Below are 25,912 nucleotides of genomic sequence, written 5' to 3'. Positions count from 1 at the left end.
AGTGCGATAAGGTGCGCCACTGGGGGGTGGTGGTGCAGTTGCTCCTGCTGGTGGTCCAGGAGCTATGGGGGCGCGCAAGGGTGCCCCGTTGCCCCAGGTCGAGGCGCTGTTGCAGACAGGCGGCGCTGAGGCGCCACGTGATGTTTGCAGCCCCCGCCGGGGGCTGCGTGCCTCCGGCGGGGATGTATCGGGCCAAAAGAACGGGAGGTCAGGCGCGTTTCTGTTCGGTCTCGCGGGACAGCAGCGCGGTTTCAAGGTCGCGTTGCAGTTCCTTGGCGCGCTCGACATATTCCTTGTTCTGGTCGATTTTCATGCCGGGTTTCCACAGCGCCGCCAGTTGCCGCACGGTGTCGCGGTCGTGGTGGTAGAACACGCGTTCCGCTTCGGCGGCCTCGTATTCCGAAAGCCCCACGTTTTCCAGCACATAGCGGCCCGCGCGCAGCGAGCTGTCGAACATTTCACGCACGATGTCATTGGCACCCGCCTGATACAGTCGGTAGGTGTGTGTGCGGTCATAGGCGCGCGCGACGATGTGCAGGTCGGGGCGGATTTTGCGGGCATAGGTGGTCAGCTTGATCGCGGCCTCGGGGTCGTCCAGCGCGACAACCAGCACGCGGGCGTTCTTGATCCCGGCGGCGGTCAGAATGTCGGGGCGGGTCGGATCCCCCAGAAACCCTTTGACGCCAAAGCGGCGCATCAGCTGGATGGTTTCCATGTCGTGATCCAGCACCACCGTGGCAAAGCCCGAGCCCCGCACCAGACGGTTGACGATCTGTCCGAAACGGCCGATGCCTGCGATGATTACCGGGCCTTCCTCGTCGATCTCGTCGGGTTCGTGCTGGACGCTGCCATCGGACATGCGGCGGCTGATGACTTCGTACAGAATGAACAGCAGCGGCGTGATCAACATCGACAGCGCGATCACCAGCAACAGGATTTCCGCAATGCCGGTGGGCAGGATGCCCTGGCCCACGGAAAAGCTGACCAGCACAAAGCCGAATTCGCCCGCCTGTGCCAGCGACAGGGCAAACAGCCAGCGGTCGCGGCCCTTGATGCGGAACACAATGGCCAGCACCATCAGGATCGCGCCCTTGAGCAGGATCACCAGCAGCGCCATCGACAGGATGGCGGGCGCGTTTCCGAACAGCAGCGGAAAGTTGATGCCCGAGCCGACGGTGATGAAGAACAGGCCCAGCAGCAGCCCCTTGAACGGCTCAAGGTCGGTTTCCAGCTCGTGACGGAATTCCGAGCTGGCCAGAACCACACCGGCAAGGAAGGCCCCCAGCGCGGGCGACAGGCCCACCAGCATCATCAGGAACGAAATGCCCACCACGATCAGCAGGGCCAGCGCCGTGTACATTTCACGCAGGCGGGCCGAATGGATAAAGCGGAACACCGGACGGGTAAGGAAGATGCCCGCAAAGATCACCGCTGCGATGGCGGCGATGGTCACCAATGTGACGCCCCAGGCGGGCAGGCCTTCGACCAGGCTCATGGTATGGTGGTCGTCGGCGGTCATCACAATTGCGCCGTTCTCGGACAGCTTCATCGGCAGGGTGACGGCAATCAACGGCAAAAACGCCAGGATCGGGATCACCGCGATATCCTGCGTCAGCAGCACCGAAAACACCGAGCGCCCGCCGTTGGTTTGCATCAGCCCCTTTTCCGACAGGGTTTGCAGCACGATGGCGGTGGAGGACAGCGACAGGGTCAGGCCGATGGCCAGTGCGACGCCCCACGGCTGGTCATAGGCCATCGCCACGCCCATCAGCACCAGCGTGGACAGGGTGACCTGCAAGCCGCCCAGCCCCAGCAGCTTGTGCCGCATGTCCCACAGCGCGCGCGGTTCCAGTTCCAGACCGATCAGGAACAGCATCATCACCACGCCAAACTCGGCAAAGTGTTGCAGGCTTTCGGTTTCCGATCCCACAAGGCCCAGCACGGGGCCGATCAATATGCCTGCCGTCAGATAGCCCAGCACCGAGCCCAGCCCCAGTCGGGCGGCAATCGGCACGGCGATGACGGCGGCAAGCAGATAGATCGAGGCTTGGTAAAGAAAGCCTTCCATGGGCGCGGGCTCCTGATGCTGGGTTGCGCCCATAGTGGCGGGGATTGCGGCCAAGGACAACGGCATTGGCTGCGGTTCTGGTGTACGTCAGATGGTTTTGATCTTTACGTCATCAACGGGGCCGAAGTGGAAGACCGCAGGTTGGTGGGGATTGCAGCGCAGGTCGGGTTTGAGGCCATCCCTACGCAATGCGGCGCCATAACCAATGACCGCTACGCAGAAACATTGTTGACTCTGCTGTCTTGTGTGCCTTACCGCAGACATCATGATGAAATCGTTCTTCGCATCGCAAAACTATTATCCCCAGCTTCCATAGCTGCGGGCAAATCATCATTGGTTTTCCGCTGCCCCTGACAGCGGTCAAAACGAAATCGACCTTGTGCCGGGCGGCAAATTCAAAGGTCGAGAAATGAACAAAAACAGCAGAAGTGAAAACACGTCGCTCGGCATCGTGGGGTTTGGTGCATTCGGACAACTTGCATCCCTTCACCTCGGCCAGCATTTCGAAATATCGGCCTACGATCCGTCACCGAACGTTGCAGAGATCGCAAAGCAGTTCGGCGTGCGTCTGGCACCATTGCACTCGGTCTCGCAGGCTGACGTGATCCTCATTGCCGCACCAGTGTCTTCATTCGAGCAGGTTGTCAGCGAGATCGCTGTTGCCTGCAAACCGGGCGCACTGATTGTCGATGTTGGCTCGGTCAAAGTTGTCCCCTCGGAGATCATGCAGCGGGTCCTACCGGACAATGTGGACATCGTGGCGTCTCACCCCCTGTTCGGTCCTCAAAGTGCGGCGACAGGTATTGAGGGTCTGAAAATTGCGGTGTGCCCCATTCAGGGAGGGCGACATGCGAGGGTGGCTGCGTTCTTGCGCAAAGTTCTGGGTCTGACAGTCATCATGACGACACCGGAAGATCACGACCGGGAAGCAGCAGTTGTTCAAGGGCTTACACATCTTATCGCCAAAGTGCTGCTGAGAATGGGGCCGCTGCCAACACGCATGACAACGAAGAGCTTTGATTTGCTATCCGAGGCGATTTCCATGGTTCAGCATGATGCGCCGGAAGTTTTCGAAGCGATTGAAAAGGCCAATCCCTACGCCGAGACCGTGCGGCGACGGTTTTTTGGCTTGGCGGCCAGTTTGAATGTCGAACTCGACACAACCTTCGGGACACGGCCACGTAACAAGACCGGACGTTGATGGAGCAGCATCCAACGGCAGCAAAGTCCCGCATAGCTGCCGTTGGCTGTCAGGTTCGGCACCGATCATGTTTGCGGGAGCGGCAAAAGTCCGCTTTGAGGCCAGAGTGACCTTGCCACTGAGGGCAGCGCCCGACCGCGGGTGGGCATCTGAACGTTTGTGGGAGCCACTTTATTTCTAATCTTTGGCGTGTGGGTGAAGAGGTGCTAGCCGGTGAGGCAGCGCCCGCCCATGGGGCGGTCGGGCGCTGCCGGCGGCACTGCGTGCCTTGTTTCCGGGCTTTGGTGGACGTCCGCTCCGTCCGCCATACGCTGACCAGCGTCGGCATTTTGAATGGCCGCTCCGGCTCCGACGTTGGTCTAGGTCGGCAGGGGGCCGTCGCGTTTCAGTTGATCCATCACGATCTGGCTGTGGACCCGCGCCACCGCCGGATGCGGCAGCAGCACCTCGTGGATCAGCGCGTTCAGCGCGGGCAGGTCGGCGCAGAACACGCGCAGCAGGTAGTCGGCGTCGCCCGTCATGGTCCACGCGCTGGTGATCTCGGGGCGACTGCGCACTAGGCGGGCAAAGGCCGCGGAATGGTCCGGCCCGTGGGTGCCCAGATGCACCTGCACGAACCCCTGCACGTTCAGCCCCAGCTTGGCGGGGTTCAGCCGCGCGGTGTACCCTTCGATATAGCCTGCCGCCTCGAGCCGCTGGCGGCGGCGGCCGATCTGGCTGGGGGACAGGTGCAGCGTGTCGGCCAGTTCCTGTGCGGTGGCTTGGGCATTCTTTTGCAGGGCTTCCAGAAGGCGCGTGTCGAGATCATCCAGCATGGTGCGTGTTTTCCGTATCCATTTCACCAAAGATGCGTGAAACGCGCGAATTTGACCAGTGCCATGACCGATTATGCGCAGAAAACGCAAGGGCAACGGCCTATTCTCAATCCCAAGAGTTGTTCACCACATATTCAGGAAGGCTGTCCCATGGGTCCGTTCCCGCATGACGCACCGAAATCCAAGATCACCGCAGAGAACCCCGCCGGCACCGACGGGTTCGAATTTGTCGAGTTTGCCAGCCCCGAGCCGCAAGAGCTGCGCGATCTGTTCGCGCGCATGGGCTATGTGAAGGTGGCCAAACACAAGACGCAGGATGTCGAGTTGTGGCAGCAGGGCGATATCACCTATGTGCTGAACGCTGACGCCGACAGCTATGCGGCGAAGTTCGTCGCCGAGCACGGCCCCTGCGCGCCGTCGATGGGCTGGCGCGTGGTGGATGCGCAAAAGGCGTTTGATCATGCGGTGTCCAAGGGCGCGAAACCCTATGAGGGCGGCGGCAAGGTCATGGACGTGCCTGCGATCTACGGCATCGGCGATTCGCTGATCTATTTCGTCGACCAGTATTACGAAACCTCGCCCTATAACGCGGAATTCGAATGGCTGGAGCAGTCCAAACCGCGCGGCGTCGGGTTCTTTTACCTCGATCACCTGACCCACAACGTCCACAAGGGCAATATGGACACGTGGTTCAACTTCTACGGCAACCTGTTCAACTTCCGCGAAATCCGGTTCTTTGACATCGAGGGCAAGTTCACCGGCCTGCTGAGCCGCGCGCTGACATCGCCCTGTGGGCGCATCCGCATTCCGATCAACGAAGACCGGGGCGAGACGGGGCAGATCGTGGCCTATCTGAAGAAGTACAAGGGCGAGGGCATCCAGCACATCGCCGTCGGGTCGGACGACATCTATGACAGCACCGACGCGATTGCCGAGAAGGGCGTAAAGTTCATGCCCGGCCCGCCCGACACCTATTACGACCTGTCCAAAACCCGTGTGGTCGACCATGACGAGCCGATTGAACGCATGAAGAAACACGGCATCCTGATCGACGGCGAAGGTGTCGTAGACGGAGGCGAAACCCGCATCCTGTTGCAGATCTTCTCGAAAACCGTGATCGGGCCGATCTTTTTCGAGTTCATCCAGCGCAAGGGGGATGACGGCTTTGGCGAGGGCAACTTCAAGGCGCTGTTCGAAAGCATCGAGGCCGAGCAGATCGCCAATGGCGAGCTGGATGGGGCCGAGGCGAACTGAGGATTTGGTTCGGGGAGGAGAAAGGGCGGTCCTGCGGGGCCGCCTTTTTTTGCGTTTGACTTGTGGCAGGCGTCAGATGGCTTTGGCCGTTGCGACAGGCAGCAAGACCCCGCCCTGCGGACCATGACCCATACCGCGCCCAAGGTCGGTTCCGGGGCAGACATGCCGGACGTTTCGGCCAATAATGCGGCCTGTTAACAAGGGGGTAAATGGCACTCCTACGGCATCTTCAGCACAATGCTGCGACTGCCCTTTTGATAGCGCAATTCGCTGTCGCCAATGGCGGACACGCGGCCGCCGTCGATGCGGTCACCGACCTGCACCTTTTGATAGCGCCCGTTCGACAGGCGCACCAAGGCGCGGCGCGATGACGGCTTGCCGTAGACGCCGATCAGGTTGACCTTGCGCAGGTTGATGGCGTTTTTCACCGTCGCCTCGCGCGCGACGCTGGTTTTTGACGGGATTCTGGGCGCCACGGTAACAGGGGCCACGGGGGCGCTGGCGGCGGTCTGGGTCGGCGCGGGATCGGCGGTGCGGGCGGTGCTGACGATGCGGTCGAAATTGCGCGGGCGCACCGTGGGGCGGAACGACACGGTGGCGGCTTGCGCCGTCGGCACCTCGTCTTTTTCCTCTTCGATCTTGGTGACCGCGGGGCGCAGTTTCGGGCGGACCTCGCCCAGCTCGTTGCGGGTCAGGCCGCCCAGATTGGCACGTTCGGTGTTTTCGATCAGATCGCCCGGGCGCGGGCGCGGGCGGATGCGGGCCAGGCGCTCAAGCGCGGGATTGACTTCGGGCGCTTCGGCAAAGCGCGTGGGCGTGGTCGGCGGCACGACCGCAGGGCGGCCCTTGTACAGGGTCACGCCGTTCGGGGTCACGGCTCCGTCTTCGGTGGGGATCACGCGGCCTTCGCCGTCCAGCGCAAAGCTGGTGCCCGCAGCGGCGGGGGAGGGCAGGGCGACCAAAGCCATATCGGTATCAAGCGCGGCAGGATCGGGCAGTGCCACAGCGTCGCGCGCGGGGCTGACCGGGTCGATCGAGGCAACATAGAGTTCTTCCAGCGGAACGATCTGGGCGGGTTCGGGCACATCGGGGGCCAGCGGCCAGATGCCGGTGACCGCATAGCGCGCCTCGGCGGCCTGACGTTCGCGTTCGGGGTCTTCTTCGGCAACCGTCTCGGGTTGGCGGTCGCGCATGGCGTCCAGCACGGCGGCGTCTTCGTCGCTCAGCGCGGGGTCCAGGCTGGCCACCTCGACATTGTCTTCGATCTGTTCGGGGTCGGCTTCGGGTACAACCTCGGGCACGGCCTCGGGCGGGGCCTCGACGACCACGGGGTCCTCGCTGCGGCCAAAAAACCGGGCCAGCCCCTCGTCGACAAAGATCGACGCCCACGCCGCCACGCCGGCCAGAAACACCAGCAAGGCAGCGGTCAGGACCAGCCCCAGATAGCGCGGCTTGCCACCCGCCCTTGCAGGGGTTTTGCTGCGCGCGCCAAAGACCGTCATGCGCTGTTCTTCATCCGCAGGCGGATCGGTGATGGGGTGCGCGGTTTGGGGGGCCACGCCGGGCGTTGTTGCGGGATTGCTGCGCTTGGGTTTGCGGCGACGGCTCATAAAGCCGGTGATGCCGGCCTTGGTGGTGGTCGCCGCGATTTCGTCCGGCACGCGGGCCGCTACCGCGCCTTTGGCTTCGGGGGCGACTGGGGCGGTGGCGTCGGTCTCTTGTGTGGACGGCGCGGAGCTTCGGGGGGCGACCAACGGCGTTTTGGCAGCGACAGTTGGCGGCGGCGTGTCTGCGCGGTTGGCACCACCCAGCACGGGGGCTGCGGCGGGCGCGGTACGGCGGCTGGCAAAGCCAAAGGTTGCGGGGGCCGCAACGTCTGGTGTCGCGGCTTGATCGGGACGATCAGATTTGGTTGTCTCGGGACGATCCGATTGGGAAGTCTCGGCCTGTTCAGGTTGGGATGTTTCGGGCAGAGCGGGATCGGTTATGTTCGCCTTTTCAAACGCTTGGACCTCTTCCGTCGGTTCCGGCTCCGGGGTTTCATCGGGCGCGGGCGTTTTGACAGTCCCGGCCGGTGCGTTCCCGGTGGGATCCTGCGCTGCGGCCTCGGTTTCGGCAACGGTGGGAGTCACATCGGCCTCGGCAGGGACCTCGGTGACAACGGGCCCGTCCGGTGTCTTGATGTCACCGATCACCACCACGGCTATGCCGTCGGGTGTGACGCTGTCGCCGGGTTCCAGCAGGTCGGCAGCATGACTGGTCACGCCCAGAAACGGCTCTCCCAAAAATCCGGCGTCCTCGGGGGCGGCCACAAAGCTGACCGGCTGAAACCTGTGCAACATTGCAAAAGCCTCGGCCTCGTCCAGCGTTTCGCGGGCCACGGCAGCCACATGGGTTTGCGCACCGTCTGCGCAGATGTCGACACTCAGCTCGTCCACCGCATAGGGGGTTGCACCCTCAAGCGCGCTAAAGGCGGCGGCCCAGCGCCCGTCGTCATCCACATCACCGCTGTCGACGGTCAGATAGCGGATTTGCTCGTTGGGAATGACCAGCTTGCTGCGCACGCCGCGCGGCTCAAGATCCGAGGCGGTCTTGCGCAACGCGGCCAGTTCGGCGGCCATGTCTTCGGCGGCAAGCGAGACTTCGCCGACCACGCGCCAGCCTCCCGCTGCACGGTGCAGCAGGCGGATCCCGTCAAAAGACAGGCTTAGCGCAAAATTTGGCTTCATATCATGCCCTTACCATTCAAACCGGAACCAGAACACACTGCCGGACGTTTGACGCAGAATAGAACAGCCTGCGGCCCATGAAAAGGAAAAGACCCGATGCCTCTGGTCAATGCGCGGAGGACCACACATCTTGGGGCTGTAGGGCGATCCAACGCCCCCGTTGTTAACGAATGAGGAACACGAGACATGCGCAATATGATGATGGCCAGCGCGCTGGCACTGGCGGCAATGACAGGTGGCGCACTGGCGCAGGACGCGGGCAATATGATGCCCCCACAGATCGAGGTACAAGGGCAGGGCGAAGTTGCCGTGGCTCCCGATATGGCCGTGATCTCTTTGGGCGTGATGCACCGCGCACCGCAGGCACAGGATGCGGTGAAGGCCGTGAACGAAAACATGGACGCCATCCTGCAGCGGTTGACCGAGCAGGGCATCGAATCCTCTGATGTGCAGACCAGCCAGCTGACGGTTTATGCCGACCAGAACATGCAACCGCGCGACATGAACAACGGCGAGGCTGCGGACAAGCCGGTCGAGTTTGTCGCCACGTCGATGCTGAACGTGCGGGTGCGTGATCTGGACGCCTTGGGCGGTTTGATTGATCTTGTGCTGCAAGACGGGGCGAACCAGATGTCCGGCCTGCGCTTTGACGTGCAGTCCCCCGAGCCGCTGGAAGCGCAGGCGCGCGAGCGTGCGGTGCAGGACGCGATGGAGCAGGCGGCGCAACTGGCTGCCGCTGCGGGGGTCGAGCTGGGCCCGGTCCGTCGCATCACCGCCTATAACAACGGTGGCCGCCCCAAGATGATGGAAATGTCGCGCAGCATGGACGGCGGTGCACCGGTCGCCTCGGGCGAGGTGACGGTAGACGCGCAAGTGTCGGTGATTTTCGATATTGCGCAGTAATTTCAACGCAATGTGATGATGGCGGGCGGGGGCGTAAACCCCCGCCCGTTTTTTTATGCGGTGGCCTTGGCCAGCGCCTGATCCAGATCGGCAATCAGGTCCTCGGCGTTTTCGGTGCCGATGGACACGCGCACCACTTCGGGCGCGGCCCCGGCTGCGACCTGCTGTTCCTCGGTCAACTGGCGGTGGGTGGTCGAGGCCGAATGGATGATCAGCGACCGCGTGTCGCCCAGGTTGGCGACATGGCTGAAAATCTCCAGGCTGTTGACCAGCTTCACGCAAGCCTCGTAGCCGCCCTTGACCGCGAAGGTGAACAGGCCACCCGCGCCGCGCGGGCAGATCTTTTCGACCCGTTTGTTGTAGGGCGACGATTTCAGGCCCGCATAGGTCACGTAATCAATGCGCGGATCGTTCTCCAGCCATTCGGCGATTTTCATCGCGTTTTCAACGTGGCGGTCCATGCGCAGCGACAGGGTTTCGGTGCCCATCAGCGTATAGTGCGCGGCTTGCGGGTTCATGGTCATGCCCAGATCGCGCAGGCCGATGGCGATGCCGTGGAAGGTGAAGGCCAGCGCGCCGAATGTCTCGTGGAACTTCAGCCCGTGATAGGCAGGCTCGGGCGCGCTGAGCGAGGGGAACTTGTCCGAGGCCGACCAGTCGAATTTGCCGCTGTCGACGATGCAGCCACCGGTGACGGTGCCGTTGCCGGTCAGGTATTTGGTGGTGGAATGCACCACCAGCGTGGCGCCATGTTCGATGGGGCGGCACAGGTAGGGCGTGGCCGAGGTGTTGTCGACGATCAGCGGCACGCCTGCTTCGTCGGCAATCGCGCTGATGGCGTCCAGATCGGTGATATAGCCGCCGGGGTTGGCGATGGCCTCGCAGAACACGGCGCGGGTCTGGTCGTCGCAGGCCGCCTTGACCGCGTCCAGATCGTCAAAGTCGACGAATTTCGCGTTCCAGCCGAAGCGTTTGATGGTGTGGGTGAACTGGGTGACCGTGCCGCCATAGAGGCGCGTGGACACCACCACGTTGTTGCCCGGCATCATCAGCGGGAACAGCGCCATGATTTGTGCCGCGTGACCCGACGAACAGCACACCGCGCCGACACCGCCCTCAAGCGTGGCGATGCGTTCTTGCAGCACCGCGACGGTGGGGTTGGTCAGACGCGAATAGATGAACCCGACTTCTTGCAGGTTGAACAGCGCCGCCGCGTGGTCGGCATCGCGGAACACATAGGCCGTGGTCTGGTAGATCGGCGTCTGCCGCGCGCCGGTGGCCGGATCGGGGCGGGCGCCTGCGTGGATTTGCAGCGTGTCAAAGCCGTGTGCGGGTGCGTCTGTCATGAAACTCTCCTCCTCTGGAAATGCTAGGAGAAGGTGTAGGCTGTATTTCGGGTGCACTCAACGGGCGTTTGTTCAGGGTTCCCATTTGGGCGCATACATCACATGTATGTTGACATGAGGCTGATTCCAGCATACATAACAAGTATGTTTTCACGCAGGAGACCCGAAATGGGCAAAGTTGAAAAAATCACCCGGAATGCAAAAGCCAAGGTTGCGGCAGCAGACGACACAGAGACCGCAGGACCTGCGACGGACCGTGTTGCGCGCCGGGCCAGACGGCTTGAGAAACTGGCCAAGGCCAGCACCGTCACCTTTACCTTGGAACCCGCCGTGCGCCAGTACATGGATGCGCAGGCCAAGTCGGCAGGCATGAACCTGACCCACTACATGCAGCAGATGGTGGAAACCCATGTGATCCAGTCCGCACCGGCAGATGATGCGCTGGGCCAGCGTCTGGCCGCCAAACGCCATGTCATCAGCGAAGTCGTCGCGCGCGCCAAGGCGATGGATGCCGCCGGCAAGTTCGAGGACCATTTCATCCTGAAGGTCGTGCAGGACATCGCCAAGGATGACGGTTTCGCCGCGCAGTACGAGCTGGCCAGCAGTGGCGGCGCACAGGCAGGCAGCCGCGCCGCGTCGCGCGCCCGCGTGTCGCTGAACCAGCAGATTGGCCGCGTGATCAAGAAAGCGGTCGGCGCGCGCAGCAAGCGCAATGAGGGCGGCAAGATCGCCCGTGCGCAAGTGCAGGATGCCCTGATCTCGACCTATACGCTGCTGGACAAACCCGCCTGAGGCAGTGCGCGTCTGGCAACGTTGGCCTTCAGGATGTTGGCTGGCTTGAAATGAAAAACCGGACCTTCGCGCAGAGTGCAGCGAGGGTCCGGTTTGAGGCCAAATTGACAGATGCCGCGTTGTGTTCGAATATCGGTTTTTAGAAGATCTCTCATTGTCGATAGAAGGACCAACCGTGGGACGTGGCTTGGCAATAGGTTTCTGGACGCTGTTTGCCATCAGCATTATCGCCCATTTTTGGATTGGGGGTGTCGTCGTCAACACGAAAATCGAGGGTACTCTCCATCTAGTAATGCTGCGGGAGCAACAGGAGGAGTGGGTAAATGTCAGCGCGTTTGTGTTCTGGACGCACTTGACAGTCAAATTCGCTATGCAGTTTTTTTGTGTTCTAGCCATATTATGGGCTTTATCGAGACTGCTCTTGCATGGCCGTTTTGGTGAGACCGATTAAATCTCCTGAAGCGTTTGAATCACGATGAACGGACGTTCAAGCATATGCGGCAAAATCTAACTAAGTCCGCATAGCGGACCATGACCTCTGGCCCCTATGCCGATGTTGTGTGTAGAAGCGGCGAAGGTCGGCTTCGAGGCCATAGTGACCTTGCCACAGAGGGCAGCGCCCGCCCGTCACGCCAGAGGCGTGCCGACTGTAGATGGCGCACCTTTGGTGCGACGGGCGGTCGGGCGCTGCCCGGCGGTGCTACGCACCTTGACTCCGGGCTTTGGTGGACGTCCGCTTCGTCCCGCCAACCAAACCTTGACCCACACCGCGCCCAAAGGCTGCTCTGGGTCACATGCACGCATGCGGAATGGCTGCGCCCGAAGCCTCCGGGGCAGTTTTTCATCTCTGTTCATATGGATCATGGAAAGCCCGTTAAAAAAGGCGGCGCCGCCAGATCGGAGTGTGAGACAGGATTTTATCCCTGCATGTCTGAACCGTTCAGATATGACGCGGCCTGCGCGCCTCTGGTCCTATGGGATGCCGGTCGGGTTGATGGCCCGAACCGGCGGGTGTTGCAACGGGGCCAAGGATGCCGCCGACGGGTTAAGGTCGCGTGAGCACAGCGCGCGGTGGCTCAGCGCATCCAGAACCCTTCGGATTTGATCCGGTTGCGGATCGCCTGTTCGCGGCGGGGCAGGTTGTTCTGATCGAACAGCGCACGCACCTTTTCGCCGCGCCCCTGATAGATCATGCGTTTGATCGCCTCGGACCCTTTCAGCACCTTCTTGATCTTGTTGGGGGCGGCAACCTCTTCCAGCGTGGCAATCACATGGGCGGCCTCGCGGGCATAAAGCAGCGGCAGCAGCCGGTAGTGACAGCTGACCGACCCGTCCAGCAGGCCGGGTGGCAGCGTATCACGCCCGCCGCCAAGACTGTGGATCACCAGCGGCAGCGCAATCTGGTCCAGCCAGGGGTCCAGCGCCTGACAGCACAGTTCAACCGGCGTGTCATCGCGGATCGCCAGCGCATAGTCGCGGAAGCGGTCGCCAAAGACGCGGGGGCATTTGTAAAAGAAATAGCCCGCGTTGAAATACAGGTAGCGCGCCCAGTATTCGTCCGGCTCGGACAGATCGAGGCTGCTTTCGAAATCCAGCCCGAACTTGTCATAAAGCGATTTCCACAGGCCCGCGTAGCCGGGGCCGTACAGCTCGGGCTTGGGCCAGGATCCTTCGCGCCGCAGCGATGCAGAGGGGCGGTCGAAATCGAACGGCACGGTTGTCAGGTCGCCGGTGATCAGCGTGTCGGTGTCGAAGAACACGAAAGGTTCGCCTTCGGGCAGGGCCGACAGCATCTCGATCTTGTTGCCATAGGGGTAGGCCGCGCCGAAATGCGCGTTGTGAAAGGGCACAATCTCGGCCCCCAACTGTTCCAGCGTGGCGCGCACGTCCGGTTTCAGACGCGGATCGTTGGGCCACAGGGGGCCGGGTTGGGGTTCAGCGACCAGCAGGCGGCCCTGAAAGTCGGGGGAATGATGGCGCAAGGACGCTGCAAACAGGATCGCCTCGTAACCTAGCCGCCCGGATTGGCCGACCACAACCACGTTGAAGTCCTGTTTTTTGGCCGGTTTGCGTGCCATACTTGTATCTGCCCCGATACCTGCGGTTGTCTTTTGCGACAACTATAGAGCGGTTGTGTCAACGGCAAAAGGCGAGATTTAAGAAAGGGTTTTGCGATGTTGGATATTCTTGTGGCGTTGATTGCGCTGGGGTCGGGCGGCGGCAGCGATGCGCCAATGGTCGCGGCCCCCGCGTCGGCGCTGGTGGCCGAGGAACAGGTGGCCACCGGCAAGTTCCTGACCGCGCTCGAGGTCAAGCCGATCCTGACCGCGACCAAGGGCAACTGGGTGGCGGTGCGCGATTATGACGGGCAGGATCTGGTCTATGTCACGCATCTGTGGGCGTGGCGCTGCGGGTTGGTGCAGATTGAAATGGCGGTAAATGGGGGCGAGTACGAGGTCTGGCCGATGCCGGATTGTCATGTGGACAGCCCGACGCCGGGGGCGATCACCGAGGGCGACGGGTTGCCCTATCGCGCCTTTCCGGGGGGATCGGTGCAGCAGCTGGATGTGCGGATCACCTATGACGATCTGAGTGTTGACACGATTTCGGTGGCGCGCAAGGCGGTGTTGATGCCTTAGGGGGCAAATATTCACCAAAGCCCGGAAACAAGGCTCGAAGAGCCGCCGGGCAGCGCCCGACCGCCCGGACGGGTGGGCGCTTTTTTCACCGTATCGGGATTTTTGATCCCCACGCCAAAGGCGAGAAATAAAGTGGCACCCACAGACGTTATGATGCCCACCCGCGGTCGGGCGCTGCCCTGTGTGGCCGGGTTCTCATGCCTCATAGCCGTCTTTTGACGGTCTCGCTCAGGACACCTCAAGCCTGACAGCCGCAGACTCCTAAGTGCTGACGTACCCCGCCACCACTTGCAGCAGCTTGAACGCCGTCGTTGCGTCGTTTTCGACCACGGCCAGAAACTCCTCGACCCCGATGCGCAGGCAGGTCAGCTCGGTCTTGGCCTGCATGTCCAGCGCGCGCGGTTCGTTGCGGATCAGGCCCAGTTCTCCCACCAGCGCGCCGGGGCCGACGGTGGTAATCAGCTGCTTGTCCTGACCGGCACGCGGCAGCCACAGGTCGGCCTCGCCCTCGAGGATCATATAGGCGCCATCGGCGGGCGGATCGTTTTTGTAAAAGACATAATCGCCCGCCGGGCAGGTATACCAGCGCGCGCCAAAAGACAGCAATCTCAACTGTTTACGCGACACGCCTGAAAACAGATCGGTCGAGCCTAGCGCCTGCACCTTGCGCGCCAGATCGGCGCTGGTGGCGCTGTCTTCATGGGCGGTTTGCGCGCCGCCGCCGCCCACGATGCGCCCGTCTTGCAGTTCTAGCTGCATGTCAAAGGCATCAGCGTTTTCAAAGCCGGAAGCGATGCACACCAGTGTGGTGTCGGGCAGCAGGGCGCGCAGGTTCTCGAACATCTTTTCCTGCGTGGCGGCGTCGAAACTGGCCAGCACCGCCTCAAGGATCAGCACATCTGGCCGCTTGATCGCGGCGCGGCTGACGGCGGCGGGTTCGGCGTAGAAGACCGGCAGGTTGGCGCCCCCCAACGCAATCGGCACATCCAGTATCAGGCGCATGACCTCGCGGCCCATGCCGCTGTTCTGGATGACCTCGGCCACCTTGGCGCGCACCTCGTCGCCCTTTGAGCCGGCGCCGTCCGATATCTTGCCGAACAGGGCATTTTCCAGAACCGTCAGACCCGCGACAATCCCGCCCGAGCGGATCGGGGCAAAGGCCGTGCCCATGCTGGCCTGAAGCGCTGCGGAATGCTGGCGGCGCATGTCCAGCACGCGGTCCTTGATGTCGTCGGGAAAGCCCGCGCCGATCTGGTCCGATGTGATCTGGAAGGGCACCGTCAGCAGCAATGCCCGGTCTTCGGCGCTGGGCTCGGCCCCCTCGCGCTGGCGCGACAGGATGGCGACGGCTGCCTCGTAGGTTTCGGGGGCCAGCGTCAGTTTGCGAAACAGCGGATGGTCGGTGCCGTCGATGCCGAAAATCTGGCGCAGCAGGTCGATCACGTCGCGGGTCAGCGCCAGCAGGTCGCGGTCAAGGTCCAGTTCGGCCAGAAGATCCAGAAATCCGGTTTGCCCCGCAATAAACGCGGGCGTCACCGGCTGGCGCGCGGTGGCGAACAGCAGGTTTTCGGCCACCGGCAGGGCGGGGTTATAGGCATCCTCGCTGAACAGATAGGCATGGCGCGTCAGATCGGCCTGATCCAGTGCGGCGGCCACTTCGGCGCGAAGGTCTACCAGCCGCTGTGCCAGTTCGGGCTGGGTTGCCGCATCAATGCGCTGTTCTGTGGCGCGGCGGAACAGGGCGGCGGTGCTGCCCATACCGTCCACCAGCGCCAGCCACCAGTCCAGCAGTGCGTCGTCATCCGCAGCACCGGCGCGCGTGTGATCCAGCCACGGCGCGTCCAGCATGTCATCGGTGTTGCCTGCCCGCAGCGCCTCTGCGGCAAAGTCCGCGTCTTGCCCCTTGCCGTGCGGCTGGTGTTTCAGCGCCATCATGATGTTGTCGCCAAAGCTGCCCTGAAACATCACGGGGCGCGATGTGGCATGGCCGATGCGCGCGGCAATCACCCCCTGATGCAGATCGTTCAGCGCATGATCGCCAATGCGGATGCGGCCACTGGTGGGCATGGTCTCGCGGGTCAGCACCTGCGCCAGCGCGCGGCGGTCCTCGTCGCTGGGCGCGGTGATGGCGATGCTGCGTCCTGCGGGCAGGGTGGCGGTGATGTCCTCAAGCACCGCGTTGCCATCGGCATCGCGCACGGTCACCCCGTCCAGCACCACGTCACCGTCCAGATGCGGCAGGCTGTCGGGCTGGCCGTAGAACCTGTCTTCGTCGATCATGCCGTTTGGCGCGAACCGCTCGGCGATGGTTTCCCAGCGCAGCTGCATGTCCTGCGCCTGATTGTAATAGGCCAGCAGTTCCTTCCACGGGCTCGACAGGTCCTTGTAGGCCGCAAGGGCCGCGACGAGTGCGCCCAGGCTGACCTGCCCCTGAATCACCAGATAGCCGCCGATCGAGAAGAAGAAGAAAGGTGTGAGCTGGGTGATGAAGTTGTTGAGGAACTTCATGAAGAATTTCTTCTGGTAGATGTCGAAACGGATCTCGTAGAGCCGCCCCAGCCGGTCGGTGATCATCGCCATCCGGTAGCGCCAGCCGCCGTTCACCCGCAGCGTTGCCGCCCCCGAGGCGCTTTCGCCGATCTCGGCGGCCAGCGCACGCACCTGCACCACGCGTTTCTTGTTCAGCAGGTTGATGCGCCGCTGCAACTTGGGGATCAGCCACGCCTGCAAGGGGATCAGCGCACAGGCCGCAATGCCAAATGTGACGGATTGGGCGAACAGAAAGCCAAGGATCGTCAGCATCTGGCCCGCCTGCAACACCGGCTGCGCCAGCGCGTCACCCATCAGCCCGCCCATCGGCTCGCTTTCGGATGTGACCATGCTGACCAGTTCGCCCTGCGAAGTGCGTTCGAAATAGGGCTGCGGAAACCGCAGGATGCGCGCGATCAACCCGTAGCGGTAGCGGCGCAGCAGGCGCTCGGACAGCACGCCCTTCATGGTGTTGATGCGCATTTTCATCAGCCCGTGCCCGATGACCGACAGCAGGAACAGGCCGCACAGCAGCAACAAGAAGTGGATTTGCGAAAAAGACATGCCAAAAACGTCAACCACATCCGATTGCGCGGCGATGGCATCGTTGATGATCCGCTTGGGCAGTTCCAGCGTCAGGTAAAGCATTGGAAACAGCGTCAGCGTGACCAGCAACAGGATGATTTGATCACGTTTTGAATGTTTGAAAATAAAGCTGAAAATGCTGCGTTCTATGGGGCTGTCCAGACGTTGTCTCGGGGCATCGGCAAGGTGCCGGTAATGTTGTCCAATCGGGGTAACCTAGCAAGCGACAGGCGCGTGCGGCAATGGCTATTGTGCGGGCAGGTACAGGCATTTGACCGCCCGCGTGCCTGAATGATGGACGAAGCGGGTTCAAGCCATTAGGCTTTGATCAACACAGGAGACGACGGCCCGTTGACCGCCACGATATCATCATTGCTGTTCCTGCTTTTTCTGTTCCAGATCAAGCATATGCTGGCAGACTTTTTTATGCAGACTCCCCGAATGCTCAGCGACCGCGGGCGCTATCTGCATATGGGTCGGGCACAGCATGCCGGTGTTCACGCGCTTGGCTCGGCGCTGGCGCTGGTGATTGTGGGGACATCGCTGCCCCTGGTTCTGGGCATCGTTGTGGTAGAATGGGTCGCGCATTACCACATCGACTGGGCCAAGGGACGCTGGTCTGACCACACCGCGCACACGCCGGCCGACGGAGGCTACTGGCGCGCCATGGGGGCCGATCAGGCGCTGCACCAGCTGACCTATCTGGTCATGGCCTGGGTCTGGGTGGCCTGCGCCTGAAGGCGTTTCTTGCAAGAGCGGCTTTGGCAACCGGCGCAGAATGATTTTTGGAAAGGGGTACATCGGGTTGGCAAACTGCGCCCATCGCAATACCTGTTGCGCAGACAATGCTGCGTTTGCATGCCGTGCAAAGACTGCGGCCCGCCCTTGCAGGGGGCGCCGCGCGCATGGACGCGCCGTGGTGCCCTCGTAGAACAGTGATAGGTTTCCCTTTGCCCCAGTCCGAGACATCCAACACCGACACACGCCCGCTGGCCCCCTATTCGCAGCGTGCCCAGTGGTGGCATATCCTGCGGCGGGTCTATACGGATATTGACGATAAGAACATGTTCCTGATCGCGGCAGGTGTGGCGTTTTATGGCATTCTGGCAGTGTTTCCCGCGATTGCCGCAGTGATCGCCATCTGGGGCATTGTTGCCGACCCCGAAGTCGTGGCCATCGAAGTCGAGAAATTTCACGCGGTTCTGCCGCAAGAGGTTTACGATCTGATTTCACAGCAGATTTCGCAACTGGTCAACGGTGATCGAACCACGCTGACATGGGCATCGGCCTTGTCGCTGACGGTGGCTGTCTGGACATCGCGGGCCGGTGTGTCGGCAGTGATGCGCGGGCTGAATGCGATTTACGGGCAGGCCAACCGCAGCGGGCTGTCACATTATGTTCGGGCGCTTTTGCTGACGATCACGCTGGTCGGGGTCGCGCTGGTGGCGTTGGCCTGTGTGGTTCTGGCCCCCATCGTCATGCGGTTCGTGCCCTTTGGCATTGCCAACAGCACGATCATCGACCTGTCGCGCTGGGTGGTGATGGTGCTGGTTCTTTATGCGGGGATTTCGGTGCTGTACCGCATGGGACCGGCACGGCGAGAGGCACGGATGAAGTGGTTTACGCCCGGTGCGCTGTTCGCCACGCTGGGCTGGACGGCGGCCTCGCTGGGGTTTTCGATCTATTTGCAGAACTTTGGCAATTACAACGAAATCTACGGCTCGATCGGGGCGGTGATCGCCCTGTTGATGTGGCTGTTTATCAGCGCGGTTCTGGTGCTGCTGGGCGGGTCGATCAACGCACATTTTGAACGTGAACGCTGGCAACGGCGGTCACAGGATCCGGTCTAGATATGCCCGCCCAAGGCGACCAGCCACAGCCAGGCGGTGATGACTGACGCACCTGTGGCCACAAGCACCGATGATGCCGCGACCCGTCGCGCGCGGCCATAGAGGTTGGCAAAGATATAGGCGTTGACCCCCGGTGCCATGGCCGCTGTCAGCACCGCCGAGCGGAAGAACTCGGGCGAGATGTGCAGGCTTTTGCCGACGGTCCAGGTGATTGCCGGATGCACGACCAGCGACATCAGGCAGACCATGGCGATGGGCAGTTTGTCCCCCTCGGGTTTGTACTGGATCAGCACGCCACCCAGCGCAAACAGGGCCGCGGGCAGGGCGGCACGCACGATCAGGTCAAGACCGTCGTTCAGCACGCCCGGAATGGGGATGTTCAGCAGGTTGACGGCAAAGCCCAGTGTGATCCCGATCACCAGCGCGTTGCGGAACATTGCGCGGGCGACGGACCGGGCCATTTTCAACGGGCTTCCACCACGGTTGCGGGCAATCTCCATCACCGTGATGCCCAGACCATAGCAGAACGGCGAATGGATGGCGACGATGACAAAGTTGCCGGTCAGCGCATCCGTGCCGTAGGCGCGCTCGGTGATCGCCAGCCCCAGCAGCAGCGAATTCGAGAACAGGCAGCAAAAGCCGATGACGATGCTGTCTTCCAGATCGCGTTTCAGCACATAGAAGGACACCAGCGTGCCAAGCGCGAAACAGGCCGCAGCACCGGTGTAAAAGGCAATCAGGATGCCGGGATCGAAATTGGCTGACAGATCCATGCGCGCGATGGCCTGAAACAGCAGGCAGGGGATCGCGAAGTTCTGGGTAAAGCGCATGACCCCGTCGATCCCCGAGACCGGAAAGGCCTTGGTCCAGACCGCCACATAGCCAAAGCCGATGACAAGGAAAACCGGCAGGATGACGTCAAGAAGGGTTTGCATATTCAGAACCTTGAGAGGGTCAGAGAACGGCCCTTCGGGGAGGATTTTTTAGAACCAGAGAAGCGGTCAGTCGGGAAAGGTCAGCGTCATGCCGTCATAGGCGGGCTGGATATGGTCGGGGGTTTCATCCAGCAATGTCTGATAGTCGAGGTCGATGTGCATGTTGGTCAGCACCGCCTGTTTGGGCTGTACCTGCGTGATCCAGTCCAGCGTTTGCGCCAGATGGCTGTGGGTCGGGTGCGGATCGCGGCGCAGGGCGTCGACGATCCAGCAGTCAAGGTTGTCCATATAGGGCCATGAGGTGTCGGGTATGCTGGCGACATCGGGCAGGTAGGCCACGTCGCGGATGCGAAAGCCCAGGGCGTCGATGGCGCCGTGGTTGACCGGGAAGGGGGTAAAGGTGATGTCGCCGCCGGCTCCAGACACGGTCACGTCGCCTTCAAGCAGGTTCATGTTCAGGATCGGCGGATACATCGAGCCTTCGGGTTGCACGAACGCATAGTCGAAACGCGCCATCAGGGCGGCCTGGGTCTCAGCGTCGGCCCAGACGGGCAGGCGCGCGCGCATGTTGAACACGATCATGCGCAGATCGTCGATGCCGTGCACATGGTCGGCGTGGCTGTGGGTATAGATGACCCCGTCAAGCCGGCCGACTTTGGCATCCAGCAGCTGGCTGCGCAGATCGGGCGAGGTGTCGACCAGCACGGTGGTGGTGCCCGCATCGGCGACGCGCTCCACCAGAATGGAACAGCGGCGGCGGTTGTTTTTCGGGTTGGCCGGATCGCACGCGCCCCAGTGGCCGCCCAGACGCGGCACGCCGCCCGAGGAACCGCAGCCGAGGATGGTAAAGCGCAGGTCTGCCATCAGGCGGCGGCCTTGTACTGGGCTGCCTTGGTGAACAGGCGGTCAAAGTTGGTTTGGGTTTGCGCGGCGAAGTCGGCGTAATCAAGCCCGAAGACCTCGGCACCGACACGGGCCGTATGGGCGGTATAGGCCGGTTCATTGCGTCGGCCCCGGTGGGGGGGCGGTGCCAGATAGGGGGCGTCGGTTTCGACCAGAATGCGTTCAACGGGTGCTGCGGCAAAGATGTCGCGGATCTCCTGGCTTTTGGGAAAGGCGGCGATGCCCGACATGCTGAGATAAAAACCAAGGTCCAGTGCCGCGCAGGCCAGTTCGGGCGAGGAGGAGAAGCAGTGCATGACGCAGGAAAAGGCGCCGTTTGCGTGTTCTTCGGCCAGAATGCGGGCCATGTCATCATCGGCGGCACGCGCGTGGATGATCAGCGGCAGGCCGGTCTGGCGCGCGGCGGCTATGTGGATACGCAGGCTTTGCTGCTGCACCCCGGCGCTGTCGGCGGTGTAGTGGTAATCAAGACCGGTTTCGCCGATGCCCACGAATTTCGGGTGCTGGGCCAGTGCCACCAGTTCATCGACCGAGGCAAGTGGTTCGTCTGCGGCGCTCATCGGGTGGGTGCCGGCAGCATAGAAGACAGATGCGTATTTCTCGGCAATCGCACGCACTTGCGGCTCGTTCCTGAGTCGCGTGCAGATGGTGACCATGCGCGTCACGCCCGCCGCTGCGGCGTCGGCGACGATCTGGTCGCGCTGGCCGTCAAAGTCGGTGAAATCCAGGTGGCAATGGCTGTCGGTGATCTGCGGAGGTGTCTGCATCGGGCCCTTCAGGCAAGCGCCTGTTGTTGTAGCTTGAAAAACGTATCCAACACCAGCGCGGCAGGGTCAAGGTTGACCGCCCGCCCGTGGGCAGCGCGGGCGCTGACATGCTGTTGCGTGGTGGCCCAGCCGCGTGCGGCGCGGGCGTCGGGGGAAAGGCGGGCCAGCACGGTGGATTCATGCGGCGCAGCCTGCGTGGCGGGGGGGCTGCCGGTGGCACCGGTACGCGCCAGCCGCCCCATGGCGATGTCGAGCAATACGAACAGCAGGTCCAGCTTGTCCGCAGCACCGCGCTGGGCCGCGGCCTCGGCCAGTTTCAGGGTGCGGGCACGGTCGAGGTTGGGCAGCGATCCGAGCAGGCCGATGATTTCGGCGTAGATCTGCAAGCCACCCGACAGCGACAGGCGCAGGGCCTCTCCCACCGAGCCGGCAGACAGTTCGGCCAGCGCGGCGGCGTTGTCGCCTGCGTCGATGCCCGCCTGCGCCATCGCTTGCGCCATCTGTTCGGGTGCCAGCGTGCCCAGCCGCAGGGTGCGACAGCGCGACCGGATCGTCGGTAGCAGGCGCGAAGGCTGGTGGGAGATCAGCAGGATGGTGGCACGGGCCGGTGGCTCTTCCAGCATCTTGAGCAGGGCGTTGGCGGCTTGCGTGTTCATGTCGTCGGCGGTATCGACGATCACCACGCGGCGGCCCCCGTCGGTCGCGGACATCTGGAAGAAACCGGCCAGACGGCGGATGTCATCCACAACGATCTGGTCGCGCATCCGTCCGGTTTTTTCGTTGACGGTGCGGGTGATGGATTTCAGCCCCGGTTCGGCCCGCGCCGCGATGCGGTGGGCGACGGGGTGGTCGGGGTTGATGTGCAAGGACGTGGGCGGAGGCGGCGCGCCGAACATGCCGCCGTCGTCGGCCGGATCGGGGGTGGCCAGCAAAAAGCGGGCGATGGACCACGCCAGCGTCGCCTTGCCGACACCGCGCGGGCCGGTGATCATCCACGCATGGTGCAGGCGTGCGCTGGCAAAGGCATCAAGGAAAGCCTGTTGCGCGGCGTCTTGTCCGATCAGCTGCGTCGCCGCGCTGGGATGCGGGGCGCCGGGGACCTGATCGGCAGGCTGGATATCGGGTTCGGTGGTGGCCATTGGGGGTGGTCTAGCACTGTGTTGCGGCGGTTGGAATGGGGGCTTTGGCGACATGAGATCGGGGGCGCTGCCAAATGTAATATCGGGGGCGCTGCCCCCACGCCGCTGCGCGACGTTCCCCCGGGATATTTTCAGCCAAAAGAAGACAGGTTCGGGGTGACGGTCCGGGCAACTTCGGCGGCGACGGTGTCGATGGCCCCGGCACCGTTGATGGTGCGGAAGCGGTCGGGGAATTCTTGTGCGAGGGCCAGAAAGCCCGCGCGCATCCGGGCTTGCAGCTCGGTGCCGAAATCCTCGAAGCGTTCTTCGGCGGTTTGGCGGGATTTGGCGCGGGCGTGGCCGGTGTCGGGGTCCATGTCGATCAGCACCGTCAGGTCGGGTTCGCGCCCGATCATCAGCGTGTGCAACTGGTCGACGGTGGCGCGCAGGTCGCCGCGCGACAGGCCCTGATACATGCGGGTGCTGTCGGCAAAGCGGTCGCAGATCACGATTTTTCCCGCCGCGAGGGCGGGGTTGATGGTGCGTTCCAGATGGTCGCGTCGCGCGGCGGTGAACAGCAGGATTTCGGTTTCGGCAGACCAGCGGTCGGGATCGCCCTGCAACACCAGCGCGCGGATTTCCTCGGCCCCCGGCGAGCCGCCGGGTTCGCGGGTCAGCACCACGTCGCGGCCAAGGGCGCGCAGGTGATCGGCCAGCAGGCGGGCTTGCGTGGATTTGCCCGAGCCGTCGATGCCTTCGAAGGTGATGAACGTGCCGCGTTGGCTGTGCGGCAGGCTCAACTGGCAGCCTCGGGTGCTTCTTCGGGGCCACGGTTCAGGCGTTCCAGCAGGATCAGCGCCACGGTGCTGACCTTGGCCATGAAGCCGGCAGGGGCGACCGAGGTCTCGGCCACCAGCGGCACGCGGGTTTCCGGCAGGCCTTCGGGTTTCAGTACCAGTTCCGCCAGCTTGTCGCCTGCTTCAAACGGGGCCTTGATCGGGCCGGTATAGACCACTTCGGCGGGGATCTCGTCACCGGCCAGCACCGGCAGCAGCACTGTCAGGTCCTCCTCGAGCGTCAGGCCGACGCTTTTGGACTGGCCCATCCAGACGTCGGCCTGCGCGATGCGCTGGCCGGCTTTGCCCAAAGGGCGTTGCGCAAACTGGCGAAAGGCCCAGTTCACGATGGCCTCGGCCTCTTCGGCGCGGGCGTCGGCGGTGGCCAGGCCCGACAGCACAAAGATGATACGACGATCGCCCTGCACGGCAGAGCCGACCAGCCCGTAACCGGCCTCTTGGGTGTGGCCGGTTTTCAGGCCATCCGCGCCGATGCCAAGGCCCAGCAGCGGGTTGCGGTTGTAGCGGTTCGACGCCTCGGTGGGATCGAACAGATATTCTTTCTCGGCAAACAGCGGGTAATATTGCGGGAAATCGGTGATGATGTGGTTGGCCAGCAACGCCAGATCGCGCATCGACATCAAATGACCCGCCTGCGGCCAGCCGTTCGAGTTGGCGAAGGTCGAGTTGGTCATGCCCATCTTCACCGCACGCTGGGTCATCAGCCGGGCAAAGCCCGCCTCGGTGCCATCGGGGCTGAGCGCCTCGGCAATCACGGCACAGGCGTCGTTGCCCGACAGCACGATGATGCCACGCAACAGGCTTTCGACGGGCACCCGCTCGCCCGCTTTCAGAAACAGGGTCGAGCCTGCATAGTTCATCGCATGTTGCGACACGGGCAGCTCTTCGTTCAGGGTCAGGCGGCCATCGCCCAAAGCCTCGAACGCCATATACAGCGTCATCAGTTTGGACATCGAGGCAGGCGGCAGCGGCTGGTCTGCGTTCTTGGTCAGCAACACTGTGCCAGTGGTCTGGTCGATGACAAAAGCAGCCCCTGCGCGGGTGTCGAAGGCCAGCGCGGGCAGCGTGGTGAGGATCAGCGCGAAGGCGGCAGCGAGGGTGCGGATCATCGGTTGGGTGTCCTTTAGTTGGTCACGGCATAGGCATCAGAGAAGCCCTGTTCCTTGATCTTGGCAAGGAGCTGTTTGCGTTCGGATGCGGTTACGGCAGGGCCGACGACAACGCGCCAGAAGGTCTTGCCATTTGAGTCGAAGGGTTTGATCTGTGGCACAACACCGGCGCCGCGCATCTGGTTGGCGGTGCGTTCGGCATTGGCTTCGACCGAGAAAATACCGATCTGCACATAGGGTTTGTCCAGCGAAGAGGTGCGGGGTTTCGGTTTGGGCGCGGGTTTTGGGGCCGCCGGCGCTGCGGTGTCTGCCAGCGCGGTTTCCGCGACCGAAACCGGATCAAGCGATGTGGCTTCAACCTCTGTGGCGGCGGGCAGGGCGGCGGTTTCGGCGTCCGCCGTGGTCCCGGCGGGCAGGTCATCGGCGGGGCCATCCTCGGCCACCTCTTCCTTGCGCAGCGCGGTCACGTTCAGTTCAACCGGCGCACCGGCCAGCATGCCCAGCGAGGATGCGGCATCGGATGATACCTGTAGCCGTGGCCCGGGAATGTCACGCTCGCGGCGGAACAGGGCGCCGACGACGAACTTGCCGTTGGCCTGGTTGCGGATAATCACCCGCTCGGGGTCGTTGACATCGGGGTGCGCCACCCAGACACCGCCCAGCGACGGGCGACCGTCCCACAGGCCCGCTTCGGTGGCCGAGAACACCTCGGGGGCTTCGATGTCACGCTCGACCGTCTTGCGGGTGCGTTTGGTGGCACTGACCTGTTCGCTGCCGTTGGATTTGACGCCCAGCCCCTGCCCAAGGCTGAACTGACCGCCCTCGTCGCATCCGGCCAGCAGGGCCAAAGCGCAGGTTGTGGCAATCAAGCCTTTGGTACGATTGGAAAAATGTGTAGAGAAGACTGCCCAAGCCATCGTCATAAAGTCCTTGCCTGTCTCCGGCACCCCAATGGGCCGGTGTGCCCACAATGGCACGCGTGATAACCCCTCTGTCGGGGGCATTGGGCGCATTCTAGCGCGTGAAGCGGCCTGTGAAAAGCGCGGGTGGAACCTATCGGCAATATTCCCCGCGCAGATTTGTAAAAATCGCGGTTTGCCGAATCGTTTCACCCGCACTATTCCACCCCAGTCGGAGGAGTGGCAGAGTGGTCGAATGCACCGGTCTTGAAAGTGCGCCGTCTAAGGCGCGATATTGGTAATGTAGGAGGTCTACATCACACTGTGTGTTAGTGTGTAAAGCACCAAGGTTAGGTCGAAGCGAAAGTGCCGGCTGAACATAGCATCCTTGGAAAAGCGATGATGAGGCGAACGAGATGTAGCCAAGAGAGCATTGCAGCTAAATCGCATATGATTAAGCCTAAACTGGCTGAACCCAAGTCTGCCCGGGAATACCGCGACCCTACTCGGAAAATCTCGCGTTGCCGATTATCTCCCACCTCCACGAAGGTTTTCAAGTCGAGGAGGACGCACTGGGAGAGGGATGCCACGAGAAGTGGTTGAAAGACGAAAT

General features: G+C 62.6%; 22 protein-coding genes. 9 read left to right on the top strand and 13 right to left on the bottom strand.

From position 1 onward, the window contains the following. Positions 1 to 208: 208 nt before the first annotated feature. Positions 209 to 2,068 carry a monovalent cation:proton antiporter-2 (CPA2) family protein gene (locus DSM107133_RS13145; protein ID WP_114294270.1) on the bottom strand — a complete coding sequence of 620 codons (1,860 nt, stop codon included), beginning with the start codon at positions 2,066 to 2,068 and terminating at the stop codon, positions 209 to 211. Positions 2,069 to 2,083: 15 nt separating this feature from the next. Between DSM107133_RS13145 and DSM107133_RS13140 the strand changes: the two genes are divergently transcribed. Then, positions 2,084 to 2,422 carry a hypothetical protein gene (locus DSM107133_RS13140; protein WP_205387850.1) on the top strand — a complete coding sequence of 113 codons (339 nt, stop codon included), beginning with the start codon at positions 2,084 to 2,086 and terminating at the stop codon, positions 2,420 to 2,422. A 55-nt stretch (positions 2,423 to 2,477) separates the two neighbouring features. Next, positions 2,478 to 3,269 carry a prephenate dehydrogenase gene (locus DSM107133_RS13135; protein WP_114294268.1) on the top strand — a complete coding sequence of 264 codons (792 nt, stop codon included), beginning with the start codon at positions 2,478 to 2,480 and terminating at the stop codon, positions 3,267 to 3,269. A gap of 359 nt (positions 3,270 to 3,628) precedes the next feature. Here DSM107133_RS13135 and DSM107133_RS13130 read toward each other — a convergent pair whose 3' ends face one another. Further along, positions 3,629 to 4,084, bottom strand: a complete 456-nt coding sequence (locus DSM107133_RS13130) for an Lrp/AsnC family transcriptional regulator (RefSeq protein WP_028955994.1) — start codon at positions 4,082 to 4,084, stop codon at positions 3,629 to 3,631. A 150-nt stretch (positions 4,085 to 4,234) separates the two neighbouring features. Between DSM107133_RS13130 and hppD the strand changes: the two genes are divergently transcribed. Next, positions 4,235 to 5,338, top strand: coding sequence for a 4-hydroxyphenylpyruvate dioxygenase (gene hppD / locus DSM107133_RS13125; RefSeq protein ID WP_114294267.1), 1,104 nt, complete (start codon positions 4,235 to 4,237; stop codon positions 5,336 to 5,338). A gap of 218 nt (positions 5,339 to 5,556) precedes the next feature. Here the strand turns inward: hppD and DSM107133_RS13120 are convergent, their stop codons facing one another. After that, on the bottom strand, positions 5,557 to 8,067 hold the full coding sequence (locus DSM107133_RS13120) for a hypothetical protein (protein ID WP_114294260.1): 2,511 nt from the start codon (positions 8,065 to 8,067) through the stop codon (positions 5,557 to 5,559). A 186-nt stretch (positions 8,068 to 8,253) separates the two neighbouring features. On the opposite strand from DSM107133_RS13120, the gene DSM107133_RS13115 reads away from it, so the two are divergent. Continuing rightward, complete coding sequence (locus DSM107133_RS13115; protein WP_028955998.1) at positions 8,254 to 8,970, top strand: SIMPL domain-containing protein; 717 nt, start codon at positions 8,254 to 8,256, stop codon at positions 8,968 to 8,970. A 53-nt stretch (positions 8,971 to 9,023) separates the two neighbouring features. On the opposite strand, the gene DSM107133_RS13110 is transcribed toward DSM107133_RS13115, so the two are convergent. After that, positions 9,024 to 10,316 carry an aminotransferase class I/II-fold pyridoxal phosphate-dependent enzyme gene (locus DSM107133_RS13110; protein WP_114294258.1) on the bottom strand — a complete coding sequence of 431 codons (1,293 nt, stop codon included), beginning with the start codon at positions 10,314 to 10,316 and terminating at the stop codon, positions 9,024 to 9,026. A gap of 168 nt (positions 10,317 to 10,484) precedes the next feature. On the opposite strand from DSM107133_RS13110, the gene DSM107133_RS13105 reads away from it, so the two are divergent. Beyond that, positions 10,485 to 11,108 (top strand): hypothetical protein, encoded by a 624-nt coding sequence (locus DSM107133_RS13105; RefSeq protein WP_114294256.1) that lies wholly within the window; start codon positions 10,485 to 10,487, stop codon positions 11,106 to 11,108. A 121-nt stretch (positions 11,109 to 11,229) separates the two neighbouring features. Next, the gene (locus DSM107133_RS13100; RefSeq protein ID WP_162792071.1) at positions 11,230 to 11,559 is read left to right on the top strand and encodes a hypothetical protein; all 330 of its coding nucleotides are present in this window, start codon (positions 11,230 to 11,232) and stop codon (positions 11,557 to 11,559) included. Between the two features lie 625 nt (positions 11,560 to 12,184). On the opposite strand, the gene DSM107133_RS13095 is transcribed toward DSM107133_RS13100, so the two are convergent. Next, positions 12,185 to 13,186 carry a hypothetical protein gene (locus DSM107133_RS13095; protein WP_114292132.1) on the bottom strand — a complete coding sequence of 334 codons (1,002 nt, stop codon included), beginning with the start codon at positions 13,184 to 13,186 and terminating at the stop codon, positions 12,185 to 12,187. 96 nt (positions 13,187 to 13,282) lie between these two features. Between DSM107133_RS13095 and DSM107133_RS13090 the strand changes: the two genes are divergently transcribed. Beyond that, entirely contained in the window at positions 13,283 to 13,747 is a 465-nt protein-coding gene (locus DSM107133_RS13090; RefSeq protein WP_114292133.1) for a hypothetical protein, read from the top strand. Between the two features lie 261 nt (positions 13,748 to 14,008). Here the strand turns inward: DSM107133_RS13090 and DSM107133_RS13085 are convergent, their stop codons facing one another. Next, positions 14,009 to 16,960: an ABC transporter transmembrane domain-containing protein gene (locus tag DSM107133_RS13085; RefSeq protein ID WP_114292134.1), complete on the bottom strand. Its 2,952-nt coding sequence runs from the start codon at positions 16,958 to 16,960 to the stop codon at positions 14,009 to 14,011. Positions 16,961 to 17,185: 225 nt separating this feature from the next. On the opposite strand from DSM107133_RS13085, the gene DSM107133_RS13080 reads away from it, so the two are divergent. Both DSM107133_RS13080 and DSM107133_RS13075 read left to right on the top strand, forming a co-directional pair. After that, positions 17,186 to 17,599 (top strand): DUF3307 domain-containing protein, encoded by a 414-nt coding sequence (locus tag DSM107133_RS13080; RefSeq protein WP_275890929.1) that lies wholly within the window; start codon positions 17,186 to 17,188, stop codon positions 17,597 to 17,599. Between the two features lie 197 nt (positions 17,600 to 17,796). Continuing rightward, positions 17,797 to 18,711, top strand: a complete 915-nt coding sequence (locus tag DSM107133_RS13075; protein ID WP_240310403.1) for a YihY/virulence factor BrkB family protein — start codon at positions 17,797 to 17,799, stop codon at positions 18,709 to 18,711. On the opposite strand, the gene DSM107133_RS13070 is transcribed toward DSM107133_RS13075, so the two are convergent. From DSM107133_RS13070 to DSM107133_RS13040, 7 genes are all read right to left on the bottom strand, one after another. Then, positions 18,708 to 19,646 carry an AEC family transporter gene (locus tag DSM107133_RS13070; protein WP_114292136.1) on the bottom strand — a complete coding sequence of 313 codons (939 nt, stop codon included), beginning with the start codon at positions 19,644 to 19,646 and terminating at the stop codon, positions 18,708 to 18,710. The genes DSM107133_RS13075 and DSM107133_RS13070 overlap by 4 nt on opposite strands. A gap of 66 nt (positions 19,647 to 19,712) precedes the next feature. After that, a complete protein-coding gene (locus DSM107133_RS13065; protein WP_114292137.1) occupies positions 19,713 to 20,510 on the bottom strand; it encodes an MBL fold metallo-hydrolase in 798 nt (265 codons plus the stop codon). Then, a complete protein-coding gene (locus DSM107133_RS13060; RefSeq protein ID WP_114292138.1) occupies positions 20,510 to 21,316 on the bottom strand; it encodes a TatD family hydrolase in 807 nt (268 codons plus the stop codon). The genes DSM107133_RS13065 and DSM107133_RS13060 overlap by 1 nt, the downstream gene beginning before the upstream one ends. Positions 21,317 to 21,324: 8 nt before the next feature. Continuing rightward, a complete protein-coding gene (locus DSM107133_RS13055; protein ID WP_114292139.1) occupies positions 21,325 to 22,455 on the bottom strand; it encodes a DNA polymerase III subunit delta' in 1,131 nt (376 codons plus the stop codon). Positions 22,456 to 22,586: 131 nt separating this feature from the next. Then, a complete protein-coding gene (gene tmk, locus DSM107133_RS13050) occupies positions 22,587 to 23,228 on the bottom strand; it encodes a dTMP kinase (RefSeq protein ID WP_114292258.1) in 642 nt (213 codons plus the stop codon). A 2-nt stretch (positions 23,229 to 23,230) separates the two neighbouring features. Then, positions 23,231 to 24,400 carry a D-alanyl-D-alanine carboxypeptidase family protein gene (locus tag DSM107133_RS13045; RefSeq protein ID WP_114292140.1) on the bottom strand — a complete coding sequence of 390 codons (1,170 nt, stop codon included), beginning with the start codon at positions 24,398 to 24,400 and terminating at the stop codon, positions 23,231 to 23,233. A 14-nt stretch (positions 24,401 to 24,414) separates the two neighbouring features. Beyond that, positions 24,415 to 25,194 carry an SPOR domain-containing protein gene (locus DSM107133_RS13040; RefSeq protein ID WP_243253596.1) on the bottom strand — a complete coding sequence of 260 codons (780 nt, stop codon included), beginning with the start codon at positions 25,192 to 25,194 and terminating at the stop codon, positions 24,415 to 24,417. Between the last annotated feature and the right edge of the window lie 718 nt (positions 25,195 to 25,912).

The sequence above is a fragment of the Pseudosulfitobacter sp. DSM 107133 genome (assembly GCF_022788695.1).
Classification (GTDB): domain Bacteria; phylum Pseudomonadota; class Alphaproteobacteria; order Rhodobacterales; family Rhodobacteraceae; genus Pseudosulfitobacter.
This window is presented reverse-complemented; position numbering and strand designations above follow the sequence as displayed.

What these genes read in the sequence shown, in the direction of transcription:
- DSM107133_RS13090 (WP_114292133.1), top strand. Translation starts at nt 13,283, where the DNA reads ATGTTGGATATTCTTGTGGCGTTGATTGCGCTGGGGTCGGGCGGCGGC.
- DSM107133_RS13120 (WP_114294260.1), bottom strand. Translation starts at nt 8,067, where the DNA reads ATGAAGCCAAATTTTGCGCTAAGCCTGTCTTTTGACGGGATCCGCCTG.
- DSM107133_RS13145 (WP_114294270.1), bottom strand. Translation starts at nt 2,068, where the DNA reads ATGGAAGGCTTTCTTTACCAAGCCTCGATCTATCTGCTTGCCGCCGTC.
- DSM107133_RS13140 (WP_205387850.1), top strand. Translation starts at nt 2,084, where the DNA reads ATGCTGGGTTGCGCCCATAGTGGCGGGGATTGCGGCCAAGGACAACGG.
- DSM107133_RS13065 (WP_114292137.1), bottom strand. Translation starts at nt 20,510, where the DNA reads ATGGCAGACCTGCGCTTTACCATCCTCGGCTGCGGTTCCTCGGGCGGC.
- hppD (WP_114294267.1), top strand. Translation starts at nt 4,235, where the DNA reads ATGGGTCCGTTCCCGCATGACGCACCGAAATCCAAGATCACCGCAGAG.
- DSM107133_RS13055 (WP_114292139.1), bottom strand. Translation starts at nt 22,455, where the DNA reads ATGGCCACCACCGAACCCGATATCCAGCCTGCCGATCAGGTCCCCGGC.
- DSM107133_RS13070 (WP_114292136.1), bottom strand. Translation starts at nt 19,646, where the DNA reads ATGCAAACCCTTCTTGACGTCATCCTGCCGGTTTTCCTTGTCATCGGC.
- DSM107133_RS13060 (WP_114292138.1), bottom strand. Translation starts at nt 21,316, where the DNA reads ATGCAGACACCTCCGCAGATCACCGACAGCCATTGCCACCTGGATTTC.
- DSM107133_RS13045 (WP_114292140.1), bottom strand. Translation starts at nt 24,400, where the DNA reads ATGATCCGCACCCTCGCTGCCGCCTTCGCGCTGATCCTCACCACGCTG.
- DSM107133_RS13110 (WP_114294258.1), bottom strand. Translation starts at nt 10,316, where the DNA reads ATGACAGACGCACCCGCACACGGCTTTGACACGCTGCAAATCCACGCA.
- DSM107133_RS13105 (WP_114294256.1), top strand. Translation starts at nt 10,485, where the DNA reads ATGGGCAAAGTTGAAAAAATCACCCGGAATGCAAAAGCCAAGGTTGCG.
- DSM107133_RS13095 (WP_114292132.1), bottom strand. Translation starts at nt 13,186, where the DNA reads ATGGCACGCAAACCGGCCAAAAAACAGGACTTCAACGTGGTTGTGGTC.
- DSM107133_RS13115 (WP_028955998.1), top strand. Translation starts at nt 8,254, where the DNA reads ATGCGCAATATGATGATGGCCAGCGCGCTGGCACTGGCGGCAATGACA.
- DSM107133_RS13135 (WP_114294268.1), top strand. Translation starts at nt 2,478, where the DNA reads ATGAACAAAAACAGCAGAAGTGAAAACACGTCGCTCGGCATCGTGGGG.
- DSM107133_RS13130 (WP_028955994.1), bottom strand. Translation starts at nt 4,084, where the DNA reads ATGCTGGATGATCTCGACACGCGCCTTCTGGAAGCCCTGCAAAAGAAT.